Below are 16,899 nucleotides of genomic sequence, written 5' to 3'. Positions count from 1 at the left end.
AAAAGCCGCGGCCCGAGGGCCACGGCTTTTTCGTCACGGTTCAAGCATTACGCCTTCTGCCGCAGTTTCTCCGGTTTGATCAGGAAGCGCGCCAGCGCCGGCAGCAGCCAGATGGCGCCAACCATGTTCCAGAGGAACATGAAGGTCAGCATCAGGCCCATGTCGGCCTGGAATTTGATCGCCGAGAACACCCAAGTGAACACGCCAATCGCCAGGCAGATGCCGGTAAAGATTACCGCCTTGCCGGTCGATTTCAGCGTTTCGTAGTAGGCGTCCTGCAAGGTCATACCCTGACGCAGGTAGGATTCGAGCCGGCTGTAAATGTAGATCCCATAGTCCACACCGATGCCGACGCCGAGCGCGATCACGGGAAGGGTTGCAACCTTCACGCCGATGCCCATGAACGCCATCAAGGCGTTGCCGAGGATGGAGGTGAGCACCAGCGGCAGGATCACACAGAGCGTGGCGGCGATGGAGCGGAAGGTCAGCAGGCACATGATGCTCACGGCGAGATAGACCGCGATCAGCATGGTGGTTTCGGACGCCGCGATGACCTCGTTGGTGGCCGCCTCGATACCGGCGTTACCCGCCGCAAGCACGAACTCCAGGCCTTCACGGTTGTTTTCCTCGGCGAACTCGCGGGCCGCGGAGACGACGTGTTCCAGCGTCTCGGCCTTGTGATCGTTGAGGAACACCAGCACCGGGGCCAGCGAGCAATCGCCGTTGTACATGCCCTCGGCCCGAGCGATGGAGCTGTTAAGCACGAACTGGTTACGCGACAGTGTTTCCCATTTCAGGCTGCCCTCGTTCATGCCTTTGATGCTCTGGCGCGCGACGGTAACCATCGACACCGCTGACTGCACGCCTTCGGTGTTCTCCATCTTCCACATCAGCTCGTCCATGGCGGCGAGCGTGTCGTAGTGGGCACAGCCTTCAGGCGCCGTCTTGACCATCACCACCAGTACGTCGGAGCTGGTCGAGTAGTTGCGAATGACGAAATCGTTGTCGAGGTTGTAGCGCGAGTCCGGGTGCAGCTCCGGGGCGCCCTGATCCAAGTCGCCGATCTTTAGATTTTGCCCATACCAGAGCCCACCGCCGACCGCCGCCAGGGCAATGACGATGGAGATCGGTGCGACCGTCGGGCTCGCAAAGTTCGACAGTGCGCGCCAGAACGGATGATTGCGCGCGGCTTCTTCCCGCGCCTGCTTGACTGCGCGCTGGCTGATGCCCAGGTAGGAGATGGTCACCGGCAGCAGGATCAGGTTGGTCAGGATGATTACTGCAACGCCCAGGGAGGCGCCGATGGCGAGCTCGCGGATCACGCCGATATCGATCAACAGCAAGGTCACGAAGCCGACGGCGTCGGACGCCAGCGCCACCATGCCGGGAATGAACAGCTGGCGGAACGCCATGCGCGCAGCGGCCAACGGATCGTCAGTCTCGCCCGATGCCATGGCGATGCCGTTGATCTTCTGCACGCCGTGGGAGATGCCGATGGCAAAGACCAGGAACGGCACCAGCATCGAATAGGGGTCGAGCCCGAAGCCCAGCGTATGCAGCAGGCCCAGCTGCCAACCTACGGCGATCAGCGTGGTGACCACCACGGCGATGGTGCTCTTGAAGCAGCGGGTGAACCACAGCAACAGCGCGAGCGTGATACCGATCGCGACAAAGAAGAACAGGGCGACGCCGACCAGGCCGTCGATCAGGTCACCGACCTTTTTCGCGAAGCCAATGATGTGGATCTCGACGTTAGGATTCTGCGCTTCGTACTTGTCGCGAATCTTTTCTTCGAGCTCGTGGGAGAACTTCTGGTAGTCCAGCTTGATCAGCTTGCTGCGGTCTTCCGGGTCCGAGTAGGACTCCATCAACGGCACATCGATGATGCTGGACTTGAAGTCATTGGCCACAAGGCGGCCGATCTGGCCGGACTTGAGAATGTTGCTCCGCAGGTCATCAAGGCTCTCGGGCGAGCCGTCGTACGTCTGCGGAATGACCTCGCCCCCGGCGAAGCCCTGCTCGGTCACCTCCGTCCAGCGCACGCTGGGGCTCCAGAGCGACTTCATGTTCGAGCGATCAACACCCTGGATGTAGAACACTTCGTCATGGATCTGGCGCAGCGTCTCCATGTATTCCTTGGAGAAGATGTCGCCATCCTTCGCTGCAACGGAGATCCGCACCGTGTTACCCAGGTTGGCCAGGTCGTCTCGGTGTTGAAGCATGTTCTGGATGAAGGGATGGCCCAGCGGAATCATTTTCTCGAAGCTGGTCGATGGGCGAACCTGCGCGGCCTGGAAGAACAGGAACACGCTGATCAACAGGCAGAGGATGATCACGGCCGGTCGATTATTGAATATCAGGCGCTCCAGGAAGGATGCCGGCTTCTGCTGATGTTTGGTCATGTTGGCTCCGGCTCTTATTGTTGTACGGGCAAGTTGGCGCCTTCCGGCGAGACGACCCTGACGCCACTCTGCCCTACCAGCACCAGATTGCCGTCTTTGCCATCCACGACGCCCGAAAGCGATCGCCGGTCAGGGCGGCTGAACAGCGTGAATGTCTGCCCCTTGTCCCGGCTGGTCAGCACCGTGCCGCCGTGGCCAACAACGACGATGCGACCGTCTTCGAGCAGGTTGCCGTCGGCCAGCCCGGTTTCCAGTGCGTCCTGCCCATCGCCCAACCGAATCTCTTCCCAGCTGTCGCCGAAATCGGTGGAGCGGAACAGATGGCCGCGCAGGCCGAACGCCACGACGACACCGGGCTCTCCCCCGCCGACCACGCCGAACAACGAACCTTGATACGGTGACTCCACGCGCTCCCAGGTTTCGCCGCTGTCAGTCGACCGGAACATGCCGCCCATTTCGCCAACGATGAACAGCCCGGAGCCGGGTATCTCGCTGATTGCGTTGAGGTGATAACCGTCTTCGTTATCGAGGCGGTCGGCGACGTCTTCCCAGTTGCTGCCCCCATCAGTGGTTTCCAGCAGGGCACCGTAGGCGCCGGTCGCGAAGCCGTGCTCGGCATCTTCGAACCAGACGTCGAGCAGCGGTACCTCGCCCTCACGGTTCTCGTACTGATGGGTCCAGGTTTCGCCACCGTCGGTAGTGGCGAGGATCAGCGCATCGTGACCAACGGCCCAGCCGAGTTTGTCGTCGGCAAAATGTACAGCGGTAAGCAACTGCCGGGTCGGCACTTTGGCCTGGGTCCAGGTGTTGCCACTGTCGTCTGAATAGAGGATGTGCCCGCGATCGCCTACCGCGACCAGGCGGGTGCCCGCATGGGTGATGTCCAGCAACAGGTTGCTAACGGCCTTTTTGGACTGGATGGCATAGCGTGCGCCAGGCTCGGTCGGGCTCTGAGCGTGAGCCGGGGTCAGGAAGGGCAGCATGCAGAGTAATCCGCAAAGCGGAAGCGTTCTGGTGAGCCTCAGGTGACTGGATGACGACCTGCCGAGCAGCTTTACCGCGCGGCCGAACTGGGTGCGCCACATGACGGGCTCACTCATACATACCCCCTTTATTCTTATTAGGTAAGGCCTGCGTATGGGAACAGGCGGAGCCATGCTATAGGGCTTTCGAAAGCAGCAGCAATCGGCTGGACGTTATGTTTTGTTAAGCCAGGCTGATTGATATTGCCCAATAGATGGGCGTTATGGCAGGGCTCAGAAAGAAGCTACCGAGGCCCGGTCTGATGGCGTTGATTGGCCCTGTGCGCGGTATCGCGGGCGACAATAACTGAGGTTTTGGCGGGAACTTGTTAACGGAGACGACGGCACCGCGCAATGAAGCGCGATGCCGTCGTGATCATCAGGCGAGGCTTTTGCTGACGACTTCGTAAACATCGCTGGACAGCTCGCCGGAGGCAAGAATCCGCTCGAGTTCGCCACGCATCAACGCCTGGCGGGCAGTGTCGTACTTGCGCCAGCGAGTCAGCGGTGCCAACAAGCGCGAGGCGATCTGCGGGTTGAGCGTGTTCAGCACGATGACCTGGTCGGCGAGGAAGCGGTAGCCCGCACCGTCGGCACGGTGGAAGTTGACCAGGTTCTGATTGGCAAAGGCGCCGATCAAGGCGCGGACCTTGTTCGGGTTCTTCAGCGTGAATGCCGGATGCTGCATCAGGTGCTGGACGCGCTCCAGCCCGCCCGGCTGTGTATTGCCTGCCTGTACGCTGAACCACTGGTCCATGACAAGCGGGTTGTCCTTGAAGTGCTCGGCAAAGGCTTCCAAGGCCTTGTCACGCTCGGCCTGGAAGTCCGAATTGACCAGCACCGCCAGCGCGGTCAGCCGCTCGGTCATGTTGTCGGCCTGGTCGAACTGTTCGACGCAGGCGGCGACGACGTCCGGCTTGCCGCTCAGCATCAGATACGACAAGGCGATGTTCTGCAGCGCGCGGCGGGCGAAGTGGCTGGCTTCCGCGACGTATGGCGTCTGCCGGGACACTTCACGGTTGGCTTGGTAGCGCTTCCAGAACAGATCGAAGAGCGCCGTTGCGATACCTTCGCGAGCGAAATCGCGAGCGGCATGAATGGCATCCACGTCCGCCACCTCGCTGATTTCAGTGAGGTAGGCCTCGCTCGGCAGCGACAGCATCTCCGCGACCATCGCCTGATCGAGGCTTTCGTCCTCCAACTGGCTGCGAAGCGCCGCCACCAGACGCTGGTCCAGCTGCAGCGCTTCGCCGCGCTGGTGCTGGCCGATCATGTCCTGCAAAACCTGAACCGACAGCTGCTGGCCCGCTTCCCAACGGTTGAAGCCGTCGGAATCGTGCTGCATCAGGAACATCAGTTGATCGCGGCTGTAGGGGAAGTCCAGCTTCACCGGTGCGGAGAACCCGCGCAGCAGTGACGGCAGCGGCTGCTCTGGTACGTCGATGAAGGTGAAGGTCTGCTCCGGCTGATCGACTGCCAGTACGCGGGTCGTGCCGACCGCAGCGCTTTCGCCTTGCAGCCGCAGCGGGATTTCGTTGCCCTGCCCGTCCAGCAGGCCCAGCGAGACCGGGATGACAAATGCCAGCTTCTCGCTCTGCCCTAGTGTCGGCGGGCAGCTCTGGCGGAACGTCAGGCTGTAGGTGTTCGCAGCGGCGTCATATTGCTCGCTGACAGCCAGCCGCGGCGTGCCGGCCTGGCTGTACCAGCGCTTGAACTGGGTCAGGTCGGCGCCGTTGGCATCTTCCATCGCTTTGACGAAGTCATCGACGGTCACGGCCTGGCCATCGTGCCGCTCGAAGTAGAGGTCGCTGCCCTTGCGGAAGCCCTCTTCGCCCAACAGTGTTTGAATCATGCGCACCACTTCGGCGCCCTTCTCGTACACAGTCAGGGTGTAGAAGTTGGAGATTTCGATGAAGGATTCCGGGCGCACCGAGTGGGCCATGGGGCCGGCGTCTTCCGCGAACTGGTGGGTGCGCAGATAAGACACATCCTCGACGCGCTTCACCGTTGGCGAGTTCATGTCGGCGCTGAACTGCGAGTCGCGGAAAACCGTGAAGCCTTCTTTCAGCGACAGCTGGAACCAGTCGCGGCAGGTCACACGGTTGCCCGACCAGTTGTGGAAATACTCGTGAGCGACGATGGCCTCGACGCGCTGGTGTGCAGCGTCGGTAGCCGTTTCGGCACGCGCCAGCACGGCGCTGGAGTTGAAGATATTGAGGCCCTTGTTTTCCATGGCGCCCATGTTGAAGTCGTTGACCGCGACGATCATGAAGATGTCCAGGTCGTATTCGCGGCCGTAGGCCTCCTCGTCCCACTTCATGGATTTCTTCAGGCTGTCCATGGCGTGCTGGCATTTGTCGATATTTTCCGGCTCGACGTAAATGCGCAGCGCCACGTCGCGCCCGCTCATGGTGGTAAAGCTGTCTTCGACACACCAGAGGTCGCCCGCTACCAGGGCGAACAAATACGCCGGCTTCTTGAACGGATCTTCCCAGGTCGCCCAATGACGGCCGTCTTCTTCGTCGCCGCTGGCGATGGGGTTGCCGTTGGACAGCAGGATCGGATAAGCCTGCTTATCGGCGCTAACCGTCGTGGTGAAGGTGCTCATCACGTCCGGACGGTCGAGGTAATAGGTGATCTTGCGGAAGCCCTCGGCCTCGCACTGGGTGCAGAACATCTTGCCGGACTTGTAGAGGCCTTCCAGCGCGGTGTTGCTTTCGGGGTGGATCACCACGGTGCTGTCCAGGGTGAAGCTGGCTGCATCGGGCTGAAGAGTCAGGCTTTCCTCGGCGACTTCGTAATCACCCAGGCCGAGCTGGCGGTCATTGATCGACAGCGACATCAGTTCAAGATCCTGCCCGTGCAGCTGCAGCGGCGGCAGGCCAGTACCCGCTTCAGGGTTGCGGCGCATGATCAACTGCGCATGCACCAGGGTACGATCCTCGTACAGCTCGAAGGTCAGGTGGGTTTCATCGATCAGATAGTCCGGAGCCTGATAGTCCTTGAGATGAATGACTTTCGGTTGTTCGGTGCGCATGGGATGGCCTCTTCGAGGCAGCTTCGGGCCTTAGCCCGGCGCTGCAGGTGAATACGTTCGATTGGCGGACCGATCCGCCGGAACGACCTACGCCGCGGTGCTGGCCGCGACCTGGTAGGCCGTGAACTTGCGGATATTGATCACGCCGGTATCGAGGATCAGGTATTGACCCTTGATGCCGCGCAGGGTGCCTTCGACCACCGGCGTCTTTTCCAAGTCTAGACTGACGATCTTGGTCGGGTAGGCTTCGACGGGGTACCGGATCTCCAGCACCTCGGCGTCGGCAATCGGCTGAATCGCCTGCAGACCGTAGCGCTGCTGCAAGCCCTGCAGCCCGTCGGCGCAGGCGTCGAAAATGCGTTCGCGGGTTTCGATCAGGTCGATCGACTCGGCCTCTCCCTTGAGCAGCGCACGCCAGTTGGTGCGGTCCGCGACCTGGCTGCGCAGCAGGTCCTCGACCATCCCCGATTGCTGCCGTGTAGCGACCCGCATGATCGGCAGCGCCTGGCTGGCGCCCTGGTCCAGCCAGCGCGTCGGCAGCTGCGTGGCGCGGGTGATGCCGACCTTGATGCCCGACGAATTGGCCAGGTACACCACATGGTCGGTCATGCAGAAATCCATGCCCCACTGCGGGTCACGGCAGGTGCCGAAGTCGTGGTGGCACTTTTCCGGGCTCATGATGCAAATGTCGCACTGCGGCAGTTTCTTGAAACAGGGATAGCAGTAGCCCTGGCTAAAGCTCTTGTTCGTTTTGCGTCCGCAATGGGTGCAATTGATAGCGCCGAGGTATTCCAGCCGCAGGGTTTTGCCGATCAGCGGGTTGACCGGCACCTGCTGGTCGTCGAGGCGAAACGCGTACTGCGCCTGTTCGCCCAGTTGGATCGACATTTTGCTCAGCGCGCCACGTCCCAGTTCGAGCATCAGTGACGGGTCCCGGAAGCCGGAGCGAACAAGCTGGTATCGATAGGCGCCTTGTTCTTGCTCTTGGAGGCGCATTCCTGGCCACCCATGTAGCCGGTGCGCTCTTCTTCCGGCAGGTTCTTCATCTCCCAGGCGATCATGGCGCCTAGGCAGGTTTCCTTCTGCTCGGGGGTGAGCTTGCGACCGTCGCTCCACTTGCCCAGCTCGACAGCGGTTTTCAGGTTTTCGTAGATTTCGGGGGTGATGTTTTCAATAGCTTCGATAAAGGACGACATGGCCGGGCTCCCGGAAAAAACAAGCCGGCATTCTAACGGAAAAGCGGCACGAAGCCCTCAGGCCATCCGCCGGCGCGACAGCACGCCGCCAATGACGCCGGTTAGGCAGCCGGCAACCAGCCCGCCGACGTGCGCCGCGTTGGCAATCGCCAAAGCACCGAAGCTCACCACTTCGATCAGCCCGGTCAGGCAGATCACCAGCCAGAGCAGCATCAGCACAACCACACCCGGTGGCAGGCGATAGGCGTCGTCCGGCGCCAGCTTCTGGAACAGCCAGCAGTGCCCGAGCAACCCATAGAGCACACCGGACAGCCCACCAAAAATCCCCGCCCCGCCAAAGCCATACTGCGACAGGTTGGAGACGACGCCGAACAGGAACGTCAGCGCGAGCAGCATCCAGGCACCCTGGCGGTATTCGATACGCCGGCCAAGCTCCCAGTACCACATGCTGTTCATCGCCAGGTGCAGGATGCCGAAGTGCACGAATATTGGGGTGATAAGCCGCCACCATTGCCCGGCAGCAAGCGTCTGGCCGAGCGTCGCGAAGTAGGCGTACTCACCGTCAACACGAAAATCGCTGAAGGTCAGCCAGCGGATGGTGTCCAGATTTTCGCCAAGCATCGTGATGACCGCAGCGATCAGCGTCAGCACGAGTACCGCGGTGGTCAGGGGGCTGCGTTTGAGGCTGGCGACGAAGCCGCCTCCACGCCGGGGCGATTGCTCAGCCACGACAGCACCATCCCCGTGCGGATAACGCTGATAGAGTTCGCGGACCTGCTCGGCTGTCTCGGCTGGCACCCTGAGCACCTGCTCGCCTGCCTCCTCGGACACGCGACAAGGCACCCGGAGGCGTTGCAGCAGCGCGATGAAACCACTGAGATCCTCCGACAGCGGCAAGCGCAGCGCTTCGACGATCACCATCTATTGCTCCACTTCCACCCAGACGAACTTGGCCGGGTCGAGCAGGTGCTCGCGGTCCAGGCGGTAAGCCACCAGCTTGCCGTACTTGACCGCGCTGTAGTCCAGGCATGCCAGATTCGGCCGGATCGGCGCAGGCGTGCCGCTGCGCCAGTAGTGCCCAACGAACAGCAGGGGATCATTCGGCCCGTAAAGAAACAGGCGGCTCTTCTGGCTTTGGCTCAGCGGCATGCGTGCGGCCTGCTCGGGCAGCCCGTCAGGCTGAAAGACCACGTCGCCATAGGTCTGCGGGTTTTCTTCCCAGAACTTGGTGCGAAAGACGCTGCGTGTGAAGCCTTCTTCGCTGGTCAGGGTCACGCCTTTGGGCAGCGGCATGTCCGTCCCACGCAACAGGCGGTCGAGCGCCTTGGCAGCGAAGCGATCCGGGAACGCCGCGTCGGCCAGAAAGGCCGGGTCGATGCGACCGTCCTGGAGGCGCTCGCGCAGCGGGTCGATGACCTGGTTGTCCCAACAGGCATGCACTACGCGAAACCGCTCGCTTTCCAGGTACAACGGCAGCTCGAGGAACCACTCGCGAAATGCACGCCACTCGTCCGGGTAGTGCTCGAATTGCTCGAAGGTCTGCTCCAGCAGCTTGGCATAGCGCGGCGTATGGTCGCGAACGTAGGTCCGGCCACTTTCTGGCGGTGCCGGCGTGAACCAGCCCAGGGCGTTGAATTCATGGTTGCCCATGATGCAGATCGCCTGCCCGGCGTCGACCATGTCATGGACCAGGTGCAATGCCTCGCGGATACGCGGCCCGCGGTCGATGATGTCGCCAAGGAAGATCACCTGACGCCGGGGATGACGCCAAACACCGCCGTGCTGCCGGTACCCGAGCAGGTCGAGCAGGTGCACCAGGGTGTGGGCGCAGCCATGCACATCACCGATCAGGTCGTAGCCGCGCTCCGGGTCGACAATCACTATTCCCCTCCACCGAGGCGGCTGCCCCAGCCCAGCTTGGTGCGGCAGACCTCGTAGTAGTTGTGGTCCAGCGGATGGATCAAATGCAGCTTCTGGGACTTCTTGCGCACCGTGACGGTGTCACCCGGCGCGCAAGTGAAATGGTTCTGACCGTCGCAGGACACCTGCGGATATATCTGCATGTTGGGTGAGACAACGATCTTCAGCTCGCTGTTGCCATCGACGACGATGGGCCGGCTGGACAGCGTATGCGGGTACATCGGCACAACGACGATGGCATCCAGGCGCGGATGCATGATCGGCCCGCCTGCCGACAGCGAGTAGGCGGTAGAACCGGTAGGCGTCGCGATGATCAGGCCGTCGGCCTTCTGGCTGCAGACGAACTGGCCGTCGATGTAGAGCTCGAACTCGATCATCCGCGTGGACTTGCCTGGGTGGAGCACCACGTCGTTCAGCGCGTCGCCTTCACCGATGGACTCTTCCAGCCGCCTGACCTGCGCCTCGAGCAGGAAGCGATTTTCCAGCGTGTACTCACCTCGCAGCACTTCGGCGACCTTCTGCTCCAGTTCATCCGGGCGGATGTCGGTCAGGAAGCCCAGGCTGCCGCGGTTGATGCCGAGCACCGGGACGCGGTGACGGGCCATGGCGCGTGCCGCACCAAGCAGGCTGCCGTCACCGCCGACCACAATCACCAAATCGCAAGATTCGCCCAGGCGCTGGCGCGAGGACGTCTGCATGCCGTGACCGGGAAGCACTTCGGCAATGTTCTCCTCGAGGATCACGTGCAGGTGGCGCTCGACGAGAAATTTCTTCAGTCGGCGAATCGTATCCAGGACCTGGGAACTGCCAAGGCGCCCGATGATGCCGATGTTGCGGAACTGATCCATTGAAGCTCCCTGGTAGGCGTGACGTGTAACGGGCCGGGGCCGGCCGAAGCGTAACAGGCACTAGATTGGTGTCACGCGGGGGTGTTCGAGTTCAACGCCTCGGCAGTGCCAGGCCGCGCGAGGCTGCGGCTGCGCGATTATGGGCGAAAGCCGGAAGTGGCAGCAAACCATCCTCGGCTATGCTGCTCTCATGACACTCCCCCGACTCGACGAACTGATGCCGATCCTCGCGCACCCGCAAGTGCGGGATCTTGCCTGGACGGTCCTGTCGCCGCCCATGCTTAGCCAGGTGCCCGCACCGCAGCGGCATCCGCTGGCTGCCAGTCACTGGGCGATGCGGCCCGATGGCCTGGCCGACTGGCTGCTGTCGCTCGATCGTCGCCCCGATCTGCTTCTGGCCTGGCTCGCGCAGCACAGCATCCGCCGCCTTGGCCTGTACTACGAGCGCCTCTGGCAATTTGCGGTAAGCCAGGCGCCCGATGTCGAACTGTTGGTCGCCAACCTGCCGATCCGCAATGGCGGTCAGACACTAGGCGAGCTGGACCTGATCCTGCGTGACGACGAGGGCGTTCATCATGTCGAACTGGCGGTCAAGTTCTATCTCGGCCAGGACACGGGTGAGCGGCGCCGTCACGACCACTGGCTGGGCCCCGGCAGCCACGACCGGCTGGACATCAAACTGGAACGACTTTGCGCCCATCAACTGCGCCTGTGCGACACGCTCGAGGCCCGTGCGCTGCTCTGCGAGCTGACCTGCCGCGACATCGCAAGCGCGCTGTGGCTCGGTGGCTACCTGTTCCGACCGATGTTCCATCTCGGCGAACTGCCTGAAGGCGCGAATCCAGACCACCTCGGCGGCAGCTGGATTCGCTATCAGCATTGGCTCGCTTCGGGCGATGCCGAGCAGGCCTGCTGGCAACCCCTGGCAAGGCCCGCCTGGCTGGCCCCGGCACGGTTCGAAGCAGAACAGCTGAGCGGTACGGACGACTGGCAGCGCTGGCACGAAGCGTTTGCCCGGCGTAACCAGGCACGACTGATCGTCAGGCTCGTCGAGACGGCCGACGGTTACTGGATCGAGCAGGAGCGGTGTTTCGTCGTCCCCGATACCTGGCCGGAGAGCACCGGCGGCGACGCTTGAACTGTCATCCATAGCGACGATACTGCGCGGTCTAGTCCCATTGACGCTGACAACCTTTACATGACCGATCCAGCCACCTCTTGTCCTCCTGGACGTACCGACAGCTCTTGGCGCATCTTTCTGATCTTCCTGCGGCTCGGCCTGACGTCCTTTGGCGGGCCAGTGGCGCACCTAGGCTACTTTCGAGACGCCTTTGTCACCCGGCGCGGCTGGCTGGACGAGCGCAGCTACGCAGAGCTGGTTGCCCTTTGCCAATTCCTACCTGGGCCTGCGAGCAGCCAAGTCGGCATCGCCCTCGGCCTGCTGCGCGGCGGTAAAGCAGGAGCATTCGCAGCCTGGGCGGGTTTTACTTTGCCCTCGGCCATCGCACTGACGCTGTTCGCGCTGGGCCTGACAAGCTGGGATAACGCCATGGCCAGTGGCCTGCTGCACGGCCTGAAGATCGTCGCCGTCGCCGTGGTAGCGCAAGCGGTTTGGGGCATGGCTCGCAGCTTTTGTAGCGACGGCATCCGCGTCGGTATAGCGGTGGTGGCGGCAATGTTGACATTGCTATTACCGGCCGCTTGGGCACAACTCGGCGTCATCCTGATCGCCGGGTTGCTAGGGCTTGCGCTGTTCCGGCCGGGCAAGGACGCGGCGCGGCTGACCATTGCCCCGCGCATCGGCCGGACCACGGGCGCGTTGCTTTTGGCGGCGTTCTTCGGCTTGCTGTTGATACTGCCGGTACTGGCTGCGGCATCGGACGCGCCGCTGATCGCGCTTCTCGACACGTTCTATCGTGTCGGCGCGCTGGTGTTCGGCGGCGGGCACGTCGTGCTTCCCATGCTGGAAGCCGAGGTAGTACCGAGCGGCTGGGTCAGCCAGGACACCTTCATGGCCGGCTACGGCGCTGCGCAGGCAGTGCCCGGGCCGTTGTTCACCTTCTCGGCATTTCTCGGCGGGGCGATGGTCGGTGGAAGCCCGCTTTATGCAGCGGCCTGCCTGGTGGCGGTGTTCGCGCCCTCGTTCCTGTTGGTGATGGGTGTGCTTCCCTTCTGGGCTCGCCTGAGCGCGAACCGAAGCCTGCAGAGCGCGCTTGCAGGTGTCAACGCGGCGGTGGTCGGGCTGCTTCTGGCGGCGCTGTACGACCCGGTTTGGACCAGCGCCATCCACGACGCTACCGACTTCGCGCTCGCCTTGCTGGCGCTGGCCGCTTTGGTTTCCTGGAAAATGCCACCGTGGCTGGTCGTGCTCGGTGGGGGGCTGCTCGGCTGGCTTCTGCCCGGCGTCTAATCAGCCACTGCGCTCGGTCCGCCCGCCGGAGCGAGCCAGGTATCCACTACCCCGCTCGCATAGAAAGACGTTGAGCTGCTCAGGCCCAAGTGCGTTCAAGCCACCACGCAGGTGGTAGGCAGCGAACCCCAACTGGGTCAGCAGGAAGACCCCGTTGGCGCTGCGCTTGCCGCTGTCGCAATAGCACAGGTACACCCGGTCGGACGCCAGCAGGCGGGTCTTCAGGCGCAGCAGATGCAACGGCATATTCAGCGAACGCGCCGCGTGCCCACGCTCGTACTCGTCGGTCAGGCGAACGTCCAGCCATTGCGCCCCTTGCTCGATCAGCGCTTCGGCATCATGCAAGCCGACTTCAGCGACTACCGGCTCCTGCAACAACGCGATGAAGTCCTGGCGAGCCAGGCGCAGTACTGTCCCATCCTCGAGCAGCGAAACGGTAGCGTTGCGTGGAGCCTCGGTAAGCAGCGCCTCTTCGCCGAAGCAGGCACCGACGGCCAGCTCCGCCACCACTTGGCGCTGGCTGCCCAGGCCGGTAATCACCTCTGCCCGGCCGCGCTTGAGGAAGTAGCAGCAGTCACCGGCCTCGCCTTCCTTCAGCAGGACGTAGCCGGCGGGCAATTCGATCTCGTGGAGCCTTCCAAGCATCTGACGAACGTTCTCGACGGGGACCTTGGCAAACAGCGGATTGTCGAGCAACTCCTCGAGCCATTCGGTCAGCTCACCTGCCGTTGCGAGTTCGAGCAGCAGGTCGGCGTCCGCTTGCTGCCGTGCGACCAGGCCGTCGAGCAGTTGGCTGTCGACTTGCAGCACACTCGATTCCTCTGCGGCGACGGCCCGCCTCAGCGTAACGCCTGGCACGATCGCGCAACCGCTTTCCGGCGAACCCGCTGCCAGGATGCGCTCGCCGTCAGCGCCCTGCACCACCAGCGCACCGCTTACCAGGAAATAGCTCGTCTCCGTACCGGCGTCGCCTTCGAAGAGGGCTTCATGACGAGCCAACCTCCGGGGCGCCAGTTGATCACGCAGCTGCTGAAGCTGCCTCGGCGCCAGCGCATTGAGCGGGAAAAAAGTACGTACCTGGTCTGCGAGCAGCGACTTGTTCATCCATGTATTCCACAGAGCGTTGGATCAGCGCAGCAGTTCGTTCAGGCGTGGCAGGGCAGCTCTCCTACCCTGGAGGCCCCCGGTGTGCACGAAAACGAGCCGCGTACCGCGGACAAAATACCCGGCCTCGACATGAAGGCGCAATGCCATCATCGCTTTGGCGGTGTAGACCGGTTCCAACGGTAGGCCGCTTTCAGCTTCGGTCTCGAACATGAACCGGGCAAGCCCGGCGTCGAAGCGCGCGAAGCCACCGCGGCTGGCGTCGAGCAGGTGGTAGGGCCCGGCATCGACGCCGGCTTCGTTCACCAGTTGCCGAACGGCATCATCAAGCTGGTGCGATGCAGGCCCGGCGAGCGCGCCGAAGACCGGCCGCCGCGTACTCGCGGCCTCGCCAATCACCAAACCGGCCACGGTGGTTCCGGTGCCAGCCGCAAGCCACCAGCCCTGGTGATCGGCCCAGCCGAGGCGCGGCAGCTGCACCTCGGCCAAGGCCACCAGGGGTGCGCAGCCTCGTGCGCCTGGTAGCCCGCCCCCTCCTTCGGGAATGCAGTAGAGGCCTGGATAGCGCAGTCGCCAAGCGTCAAAGAAATTAGCCTGGTGGCGGGCGCGGTAACCGCCATAGCCGAGCCAGTGCAGGGTCATGCCGAAGTGCTGGAGATCGTCGGTCGTCGGGGTGACTTGCGGCTCGCCCCGCAGCAGGCCGATGGTTGCGAACCCAAAGCGCTGGCCTGCGGCAGCAAGGGCGTGAAGATGATTGGAGTGCGCGCCGCCGAGACTGATCAGCCCCGTGGCGCCCGCTGAGCGCGCCGCCTCAAGGTGGTGGGCGAGCTTGTACCCTTTATTGCCGGAGAGCAGTGGATCGACCTGATCGAGCCGCAGCACCGCCACCTGGACGCCGGCTTCGTCAAGCCAGCCCAAGCGGAGCGGCTCCAAGGGTGGAGTGGAAATGTCGAATGACAAGATGGGGGAATGTCAGCTGCCGGTACGTAGGCGGTCGAGCGTACGATGGCGAGCACAGCAATTGGATTCGCCAACGACGAAACGCGACGGTGCGTCGACCTTGTCCAGCGGCATGCTGCAACGCTCTCCGCTGGGAAGCGAGGCGACGCAGGTCGGCTGCTGGAAATGCTGAACCCACTGACGGTACTGCTCTTCGGACACGCCGCATTTCGTCGCCGCGTAGGCCAGCGGGTTGCTTTGATAGCGCGCCATGTCTTGCAGTGGAATGGTGAGATGCCCAGCGCCAGGGTGATACGCCATGAACAGCACGCCGATTCGTGACAGGGCCTCGAGCGTTCGCTCGCCGCTCTGTTCGGCCAAGGCTTCGCAGCGCTTTTGCAACTGTTCGATTTCTTCCTGCAGCTGGGTGTCGAGTTCGTTGCGGTAAGCCAGCTCGACGTCACGGATGGCGACCTGCTCCTTGTATTCGGCAACCGCAGCGTCGACTTGCACTTGCAGGTCCTCGACAAAGCGCTCGCGCGCGGCCTCGGCTTCAGCACGGCTGTTTTGCTCCAGCGCGCGAAGCTGGCGGCTCATTTCTTCACGGGTCTTCTGGAAGCCTTCGGCCTGCGCCGTCAGCTGCTCGCGCAACTCGTCGGCGAAGCGTTCCTGTTGGGTCAGCTCTGCGCGTAGCGAGGCGATCACCTCTTCCAGGCGTGCCTGCTGCTGCGCAGCCAGTTCTCTCAGCTTCGTACTTTCAAGTTCGCGGGCCTGCTCGAGATTAGCGATGCGCAGGCGCTGCTGCTTAATTAACTGTGCCGCCTTGAGGCGTTGCTCCTGCTCGAGTTTTTCGGCCCGGCGCGTCGCAACATCCTTGCCTGTGTCGGTTGCATACCAAGTGTCCTCAGCCACCATTTGCAGTCGCTCGGTCGGTACTGGCGCCGGCACTTCGTCCTCGACCAGCAAGCCAAGCTGGTTGCGCTTGATGCGGTCACGCAGCATGACGAAGTGATTGGCACCTTGGGTCATCTGCGGGTCCCAAAGGTGCATCTGATGCCAGGAGACAGGACACTGGCTGCGGCATGCCAGGCGAATGGGCCCAGCACCCAGGTCAGGGCCACGGCCGGTGCGTTCGGCCAGACTGCGCAGCGGAATGTTCCAGCCGCTGTCGGCCGAGCCGTCGTCGTTGAAATCGAGATAGAAGAACACCGCGGCGCGGATTTGCAGCCGGGCATTGACCAGGACATAAGCGACGCGCATCTGCTGGTCGGCGAACTCTGGCATGCAAACGAGCCCGTCCAACATGGCTTCGAATTCGGGGTAGAGCATTTCCTTGCAGATACCGCTGTCGTTGAAAAACAGTACGGCCTCGACCGTCTGCGGCTTGATCTGCATGCTCGGCATCCTTCACGGCTGATCTCGTAGCGCACCCGAACTGCGCTGTGTGGCGGCAAGTGTAGGGGAAAAAGACGAACGGGCAATGTGATTGGGTTGGCAGCCGATCCGGCGGCGGCAAATCCGCACGGTGCTCGTGCCGGGAATTTGTGACCGGGTTGGCTGCTCAGTTTTTGCTCGCGGACAGGAGAGGCGCCAGCCGTTGTCCCATTTCAGCGCCCAGGGCTTGCAGCGCACTCATAGGGCGCACCATGACCTCGAACTCGACGATGGCGCCGTGTTGATCGAAGCGAATCAGGTCGATGCCCTTGAGCTGCCGCTCACCAACCCTGGCGCTGAACTCGAGGACTACGCTGGTGCCGTCCTCGCTGAAAAGCTCCCGGTGATAGGCGAAATCTTCAAACACGCCAAGCACGGTGGAGAGGATGAGTTGAACTGTCGGCGCGCCCGCGTAAGGCGTATGCGCCATGGGCGAGCGGAACACTACTTCGGGGTGCAGCAACTCGGGCAGACGATCCAACCGCCGCGCTTCGACCATCTGGTGCCAGCATTGCAAGCTTCGGGCGATCGCAGGTTCCGATGGTGCATTCATGGCTAGTCCCTCGGGTAAAGCGCCCCGGTGTGGG

At 62.7% G+C, this 16,899-nt stretch carries 14 protein-coding genes; 2 read left to right on the top strand and 12 right to left on the bottom strand.

The genetic code is table 11. The features are described 5' to 3' along the window. Nucleotides 1-47 precede the first annotated feature (47 nt). The 8 genes from M1D78_RS08180 to M1D78_RS08145 all read right to left on the bottom strand — a co-directional run bounded on the left by M1D78_RS08180 (nt 48) and on the right by M1D78_RS08145 (nt 10,425). Nucleotides 48-2,402: an efflux RND transporter permease subunit gene (locus M1D78_RS08180; protein ID WP_437419720.1), complete on the bottom strand. Its 2,355-nt coding sequence runs from the start codon at nt 2,400-2,402 to the stop codon at nt 48-50. Between the two features lie 14 nt (nt 2,403-2,416). Further along, on the bottom strand, nt 2,417-3,502 hold the full coding sequence (locus tag M1D78_RS08175; RefSeq protein ID WP_437419721.1) for a WD40/YVTN/BNR-like repeat-containing protein: 1,086 nt from the start codon (nt 3,500-3,502) through the stop codon (nt 2,417-2,419). 301 nt (nt 3,503-3,803) lie between these two features. Then, a complete protein-coding gene (gene pepN, locus M1D78_RS08170) occupies nt 3,804-6,461 on the bottom strand; it encodes an aminopeptidase N (RefSeq protein WP_437419722.1) in 2,658 nt (885 codons plus the stop codon). 87 nt (nt 6,462-6,548) lie between these two features. Further along, nucleotides 6,549-7,382 (bottom strand): DUF2797 domain-containing protein, encoded by an 834-nt coding sequence (locus M1D78_RS08165; RefSeq protein ID WP_437419723.1) that lies wholly within the window; start codon nt 7,380-7,382, stop codon nt 6,549-6,551. After that, a complete protein-coding gene (locus tag M1D78_RS08160) occupies nt 7,382-7,657 on the bottom strand; it encodes a YeaC family protein (RefSeq protein ID WP_437419724.1) in 276 nt (91 codons plus the stop codon). Before M1D78_RS08160 ends, M1D78_RS08165 begins: the two co-directional genes overlap by 1 nt. A gap of 57 nt (nt 7,658-7,714) precedes the next feature. Continuing rightward, the gene (locus M1D78_RS08155; RefSeq protein ID WP_437419725.1) at nt 7,715-8,578 is read right to left on the bottom strand and encodes a rhomboid family intramembrane serine protease; all 864 of its coding nucleotides are present in this window, start codon (nt 8,576-8,578) and stop codon (nt 7,715-7,717) included. Continuing rightward, nucleotides 8,579-9,538, bottom strand: coding sequence for a metallophosphoesterase (locus tag M1D78_RS08150; protein ID WP_437419726.1), 960 nt, complete (start codon nt 9,536-9,538; stop codon nt 8,579-8,581). Continuing rightward, the gene (locus tag M1D78_RS08145) at nt 9,538-10,425 is read right to left on the bottom strand and encodes an NAD(+) kinase (RefSeq protein WP_437419727.1); all 888 of its coding nucleotides are present in this window, start codon (nt 10,423-10,425) and stop codon (nt 9,538-9,540) included. Before M1D78_RS08145 ends, M1D78_RS08150 begins: the two co-directional genes overlap by 1 nt. 190 nt (nt 10,426-10,615) lie before the next feature. Here M1D78_RS08145 and M1D78_RS08140 point away from each other — a divergent pair, with 190 nt between their 5' ends. Together M1D78_RS08140 and chrA are read left to right on the top strand one after the other, a co-directional pair. After that, a complete protein-coding gene (locus tag M1D78_RS08140; RefSeq protein ID WP_437419728.1) occupies nt 10,616-11,563 on the top strand; it encodes a DUF1853 family protein in 948 nt (315 codons plus the stop codon). A 60-nt stretch (nt 11,564-11,623) separates the two neighbouring features. Further along, nucleotides 11,624-12,835: a chromate efflux transporter gene (gene chrA / locus M1D78_RS08135; RefSeq protein WP_437419729.1), complete on the top strand. Its 1,212-nt coding sequence runs from the start codon at nt 11,624-11,626 to the stop codon at nt 12,833-12,835. Here the strand turns inward: chrA and M1D78_RS08130 are convergent, their stop codons facing one another. The 4 genes from M1D78_RS08130 to M1D78_RS08115 all read right to left on the bottom strand — a co-directional run bounded on the left by M1D78_RS08130 (nt 12,836) and on the right by M1D78_RS08115 (nt 16,811). Beyond that, nucleotides 12,836-13,939 carry a cyclic nucleotide-binding domain-containing protein gene (locus M1D78_RS08130; RefSeq protein WP_437419730.1) on the bottom strand — a complete coding sequence of 368 codons (1,104 nt, stop codon included), beginning with the start codon at nt 13,937-13,939 and terminating at the stop codon, nt 12,836-12,838. It lies immediately after the preceding gene. A gap of 24 nt (nt 13,940-13,963) precedes the next feature. Beyond that, nucleotides 13,964-14,857 (bottom strand): 1-aminocyclopropane-1-carboxylate deaminase/D-cysteine desulfhydrase, encoded by an 894-nt coding sequence (locus M1D78_RS08125; RefSeq protein ID WP_437419731.1) that lies wholly within the window; start codon nt 14,855-14,857, stop codon nt 13,964-13,966. Nucleotides 14,858-14,911: 54 nt separating this feature from the next. Further along, entirely contained in the window at nt 14,912-16,273 is a 1,362-nt protein-coding gene (locus M1D78_RS08120; protein ID WP_437419732.1) for a chromosome partitioning protein ParA, read from the bottom strand. Between the two features lie 166 nt (nt 16,274-16,439). Beyond that, the gene (locus M1D78_RS08115) at nt 16,440-16,811 is read right to left on the bottom strand and encodes a nuclear transport factor 2 family protein (protein WP_437420368.1); all 372 of its coding nucleotides are present in this window, start codon (nt 16,809-16,811) and stop codon (nt 16,440-16,442) included. Between the last annotated feature and the right edge of the window lie 88 nt (nt 16,812-16,899).

The organism is Pseudomonas sp. SA195 (genome assembly GCF_054131565.1).
Note: the sequence above shows the minus strand (reverse complement) of the source record. Positions and strands in the feature narration are given on the sequence as shown.

What these genes read in the sequence shown, in the direction of transcription:
- M1D78_RS08180 (WP_437419720.1), bottom strand. Translation starts at nt 2,402, where the DNA reads ATGACCAAACATCAGCAGAAGCCGGCATCCTTCCTGGAGCGCCTGATA.
- M1D78_RS08160 (WP_437419724.1), bottom strand. Translation starts at nt 7,657, where the DNA reads ATGTCGTCCTTTATCGAAGCTATTGAAAACATCACCCCCGAAATCTAC.
- M1D78_RS08155 (WP_437419725.1), bottom strand. Translation starts at nt 8,578, where the DNA reads ATGGTGATCGTCGAAGCGCTGCGCTTGCCGCTGTCGGAGGATCTCAGT.
- M1D78_RS08175 (WP_437419721.1), bottom strand. Translation starts at nt 3,502, where the DNA reads ATGAGTGAGCCCGTCATGTGGCGCACCCAGTTCGGCCGCGCGGTAAAG.
- M1D78_RS08115 (WP_437420368.1), bottom strand. Translation starts at nt 16,811, where the DNA reads ATGGTCGAAGCGCGGCGGTTGGATCGTCTGCCCGAGTTGCTGCACCCC.
- M1D78_RS08140 (WP_437419728.1), top strand. Translation starts at nt 10,616, where the DNA reads ATGACACTCCCCCGACTCGACGAACTGATGCCGATCCTCGCGCACCCG.
- M1D78_RS08165 (WP_437419723.1), bottom strand. Translation starts at nt 7,382, where the DNA reads ATGCTCGAACTGGGACGTGGCGCGCTGAGCAAAATGTCGATCCAACTG.
- chrA (WP_437419729.1), top strand. Translation starts at nt 11,624, where the DNA reads ATGACCGATCCAGCCACCTCTTGTCCTCCTGGACGTACCGACAGCTCT.
- M1D78_RS08130 (WP_437419730.1), bottom strand. Translation starts at nt 13,939, where the DNA reads ATGAACAAGTCGCTGCTCGCAGACCAGGTACGTACTTTTTTCCCGCTC.
- M1D78_RS08120 (WP_437419732.1), bottom strand. Translation starts at nt 16,273, where the DNA reads ATGCAGATCAAGCCGCAGACGGTCGAGGCCGTACTGTTTTTCAACGAC.
- M1D78_RS08145 (WP_437419727.1), bottom strand. Translation starts at nt 10,425, where the DNA reads ATGGATCAGTTCCGCAACATCGGCATCATCGGGCGCCTTGGCAGTTCC.
- pepN (WP_437419722.1), bottom strand. Translation starts at nt 6,461, where the DNA reads ATGCGCACCGAACAACCGAAAGTCATTCATCTCAAGGACTATCAGGCT.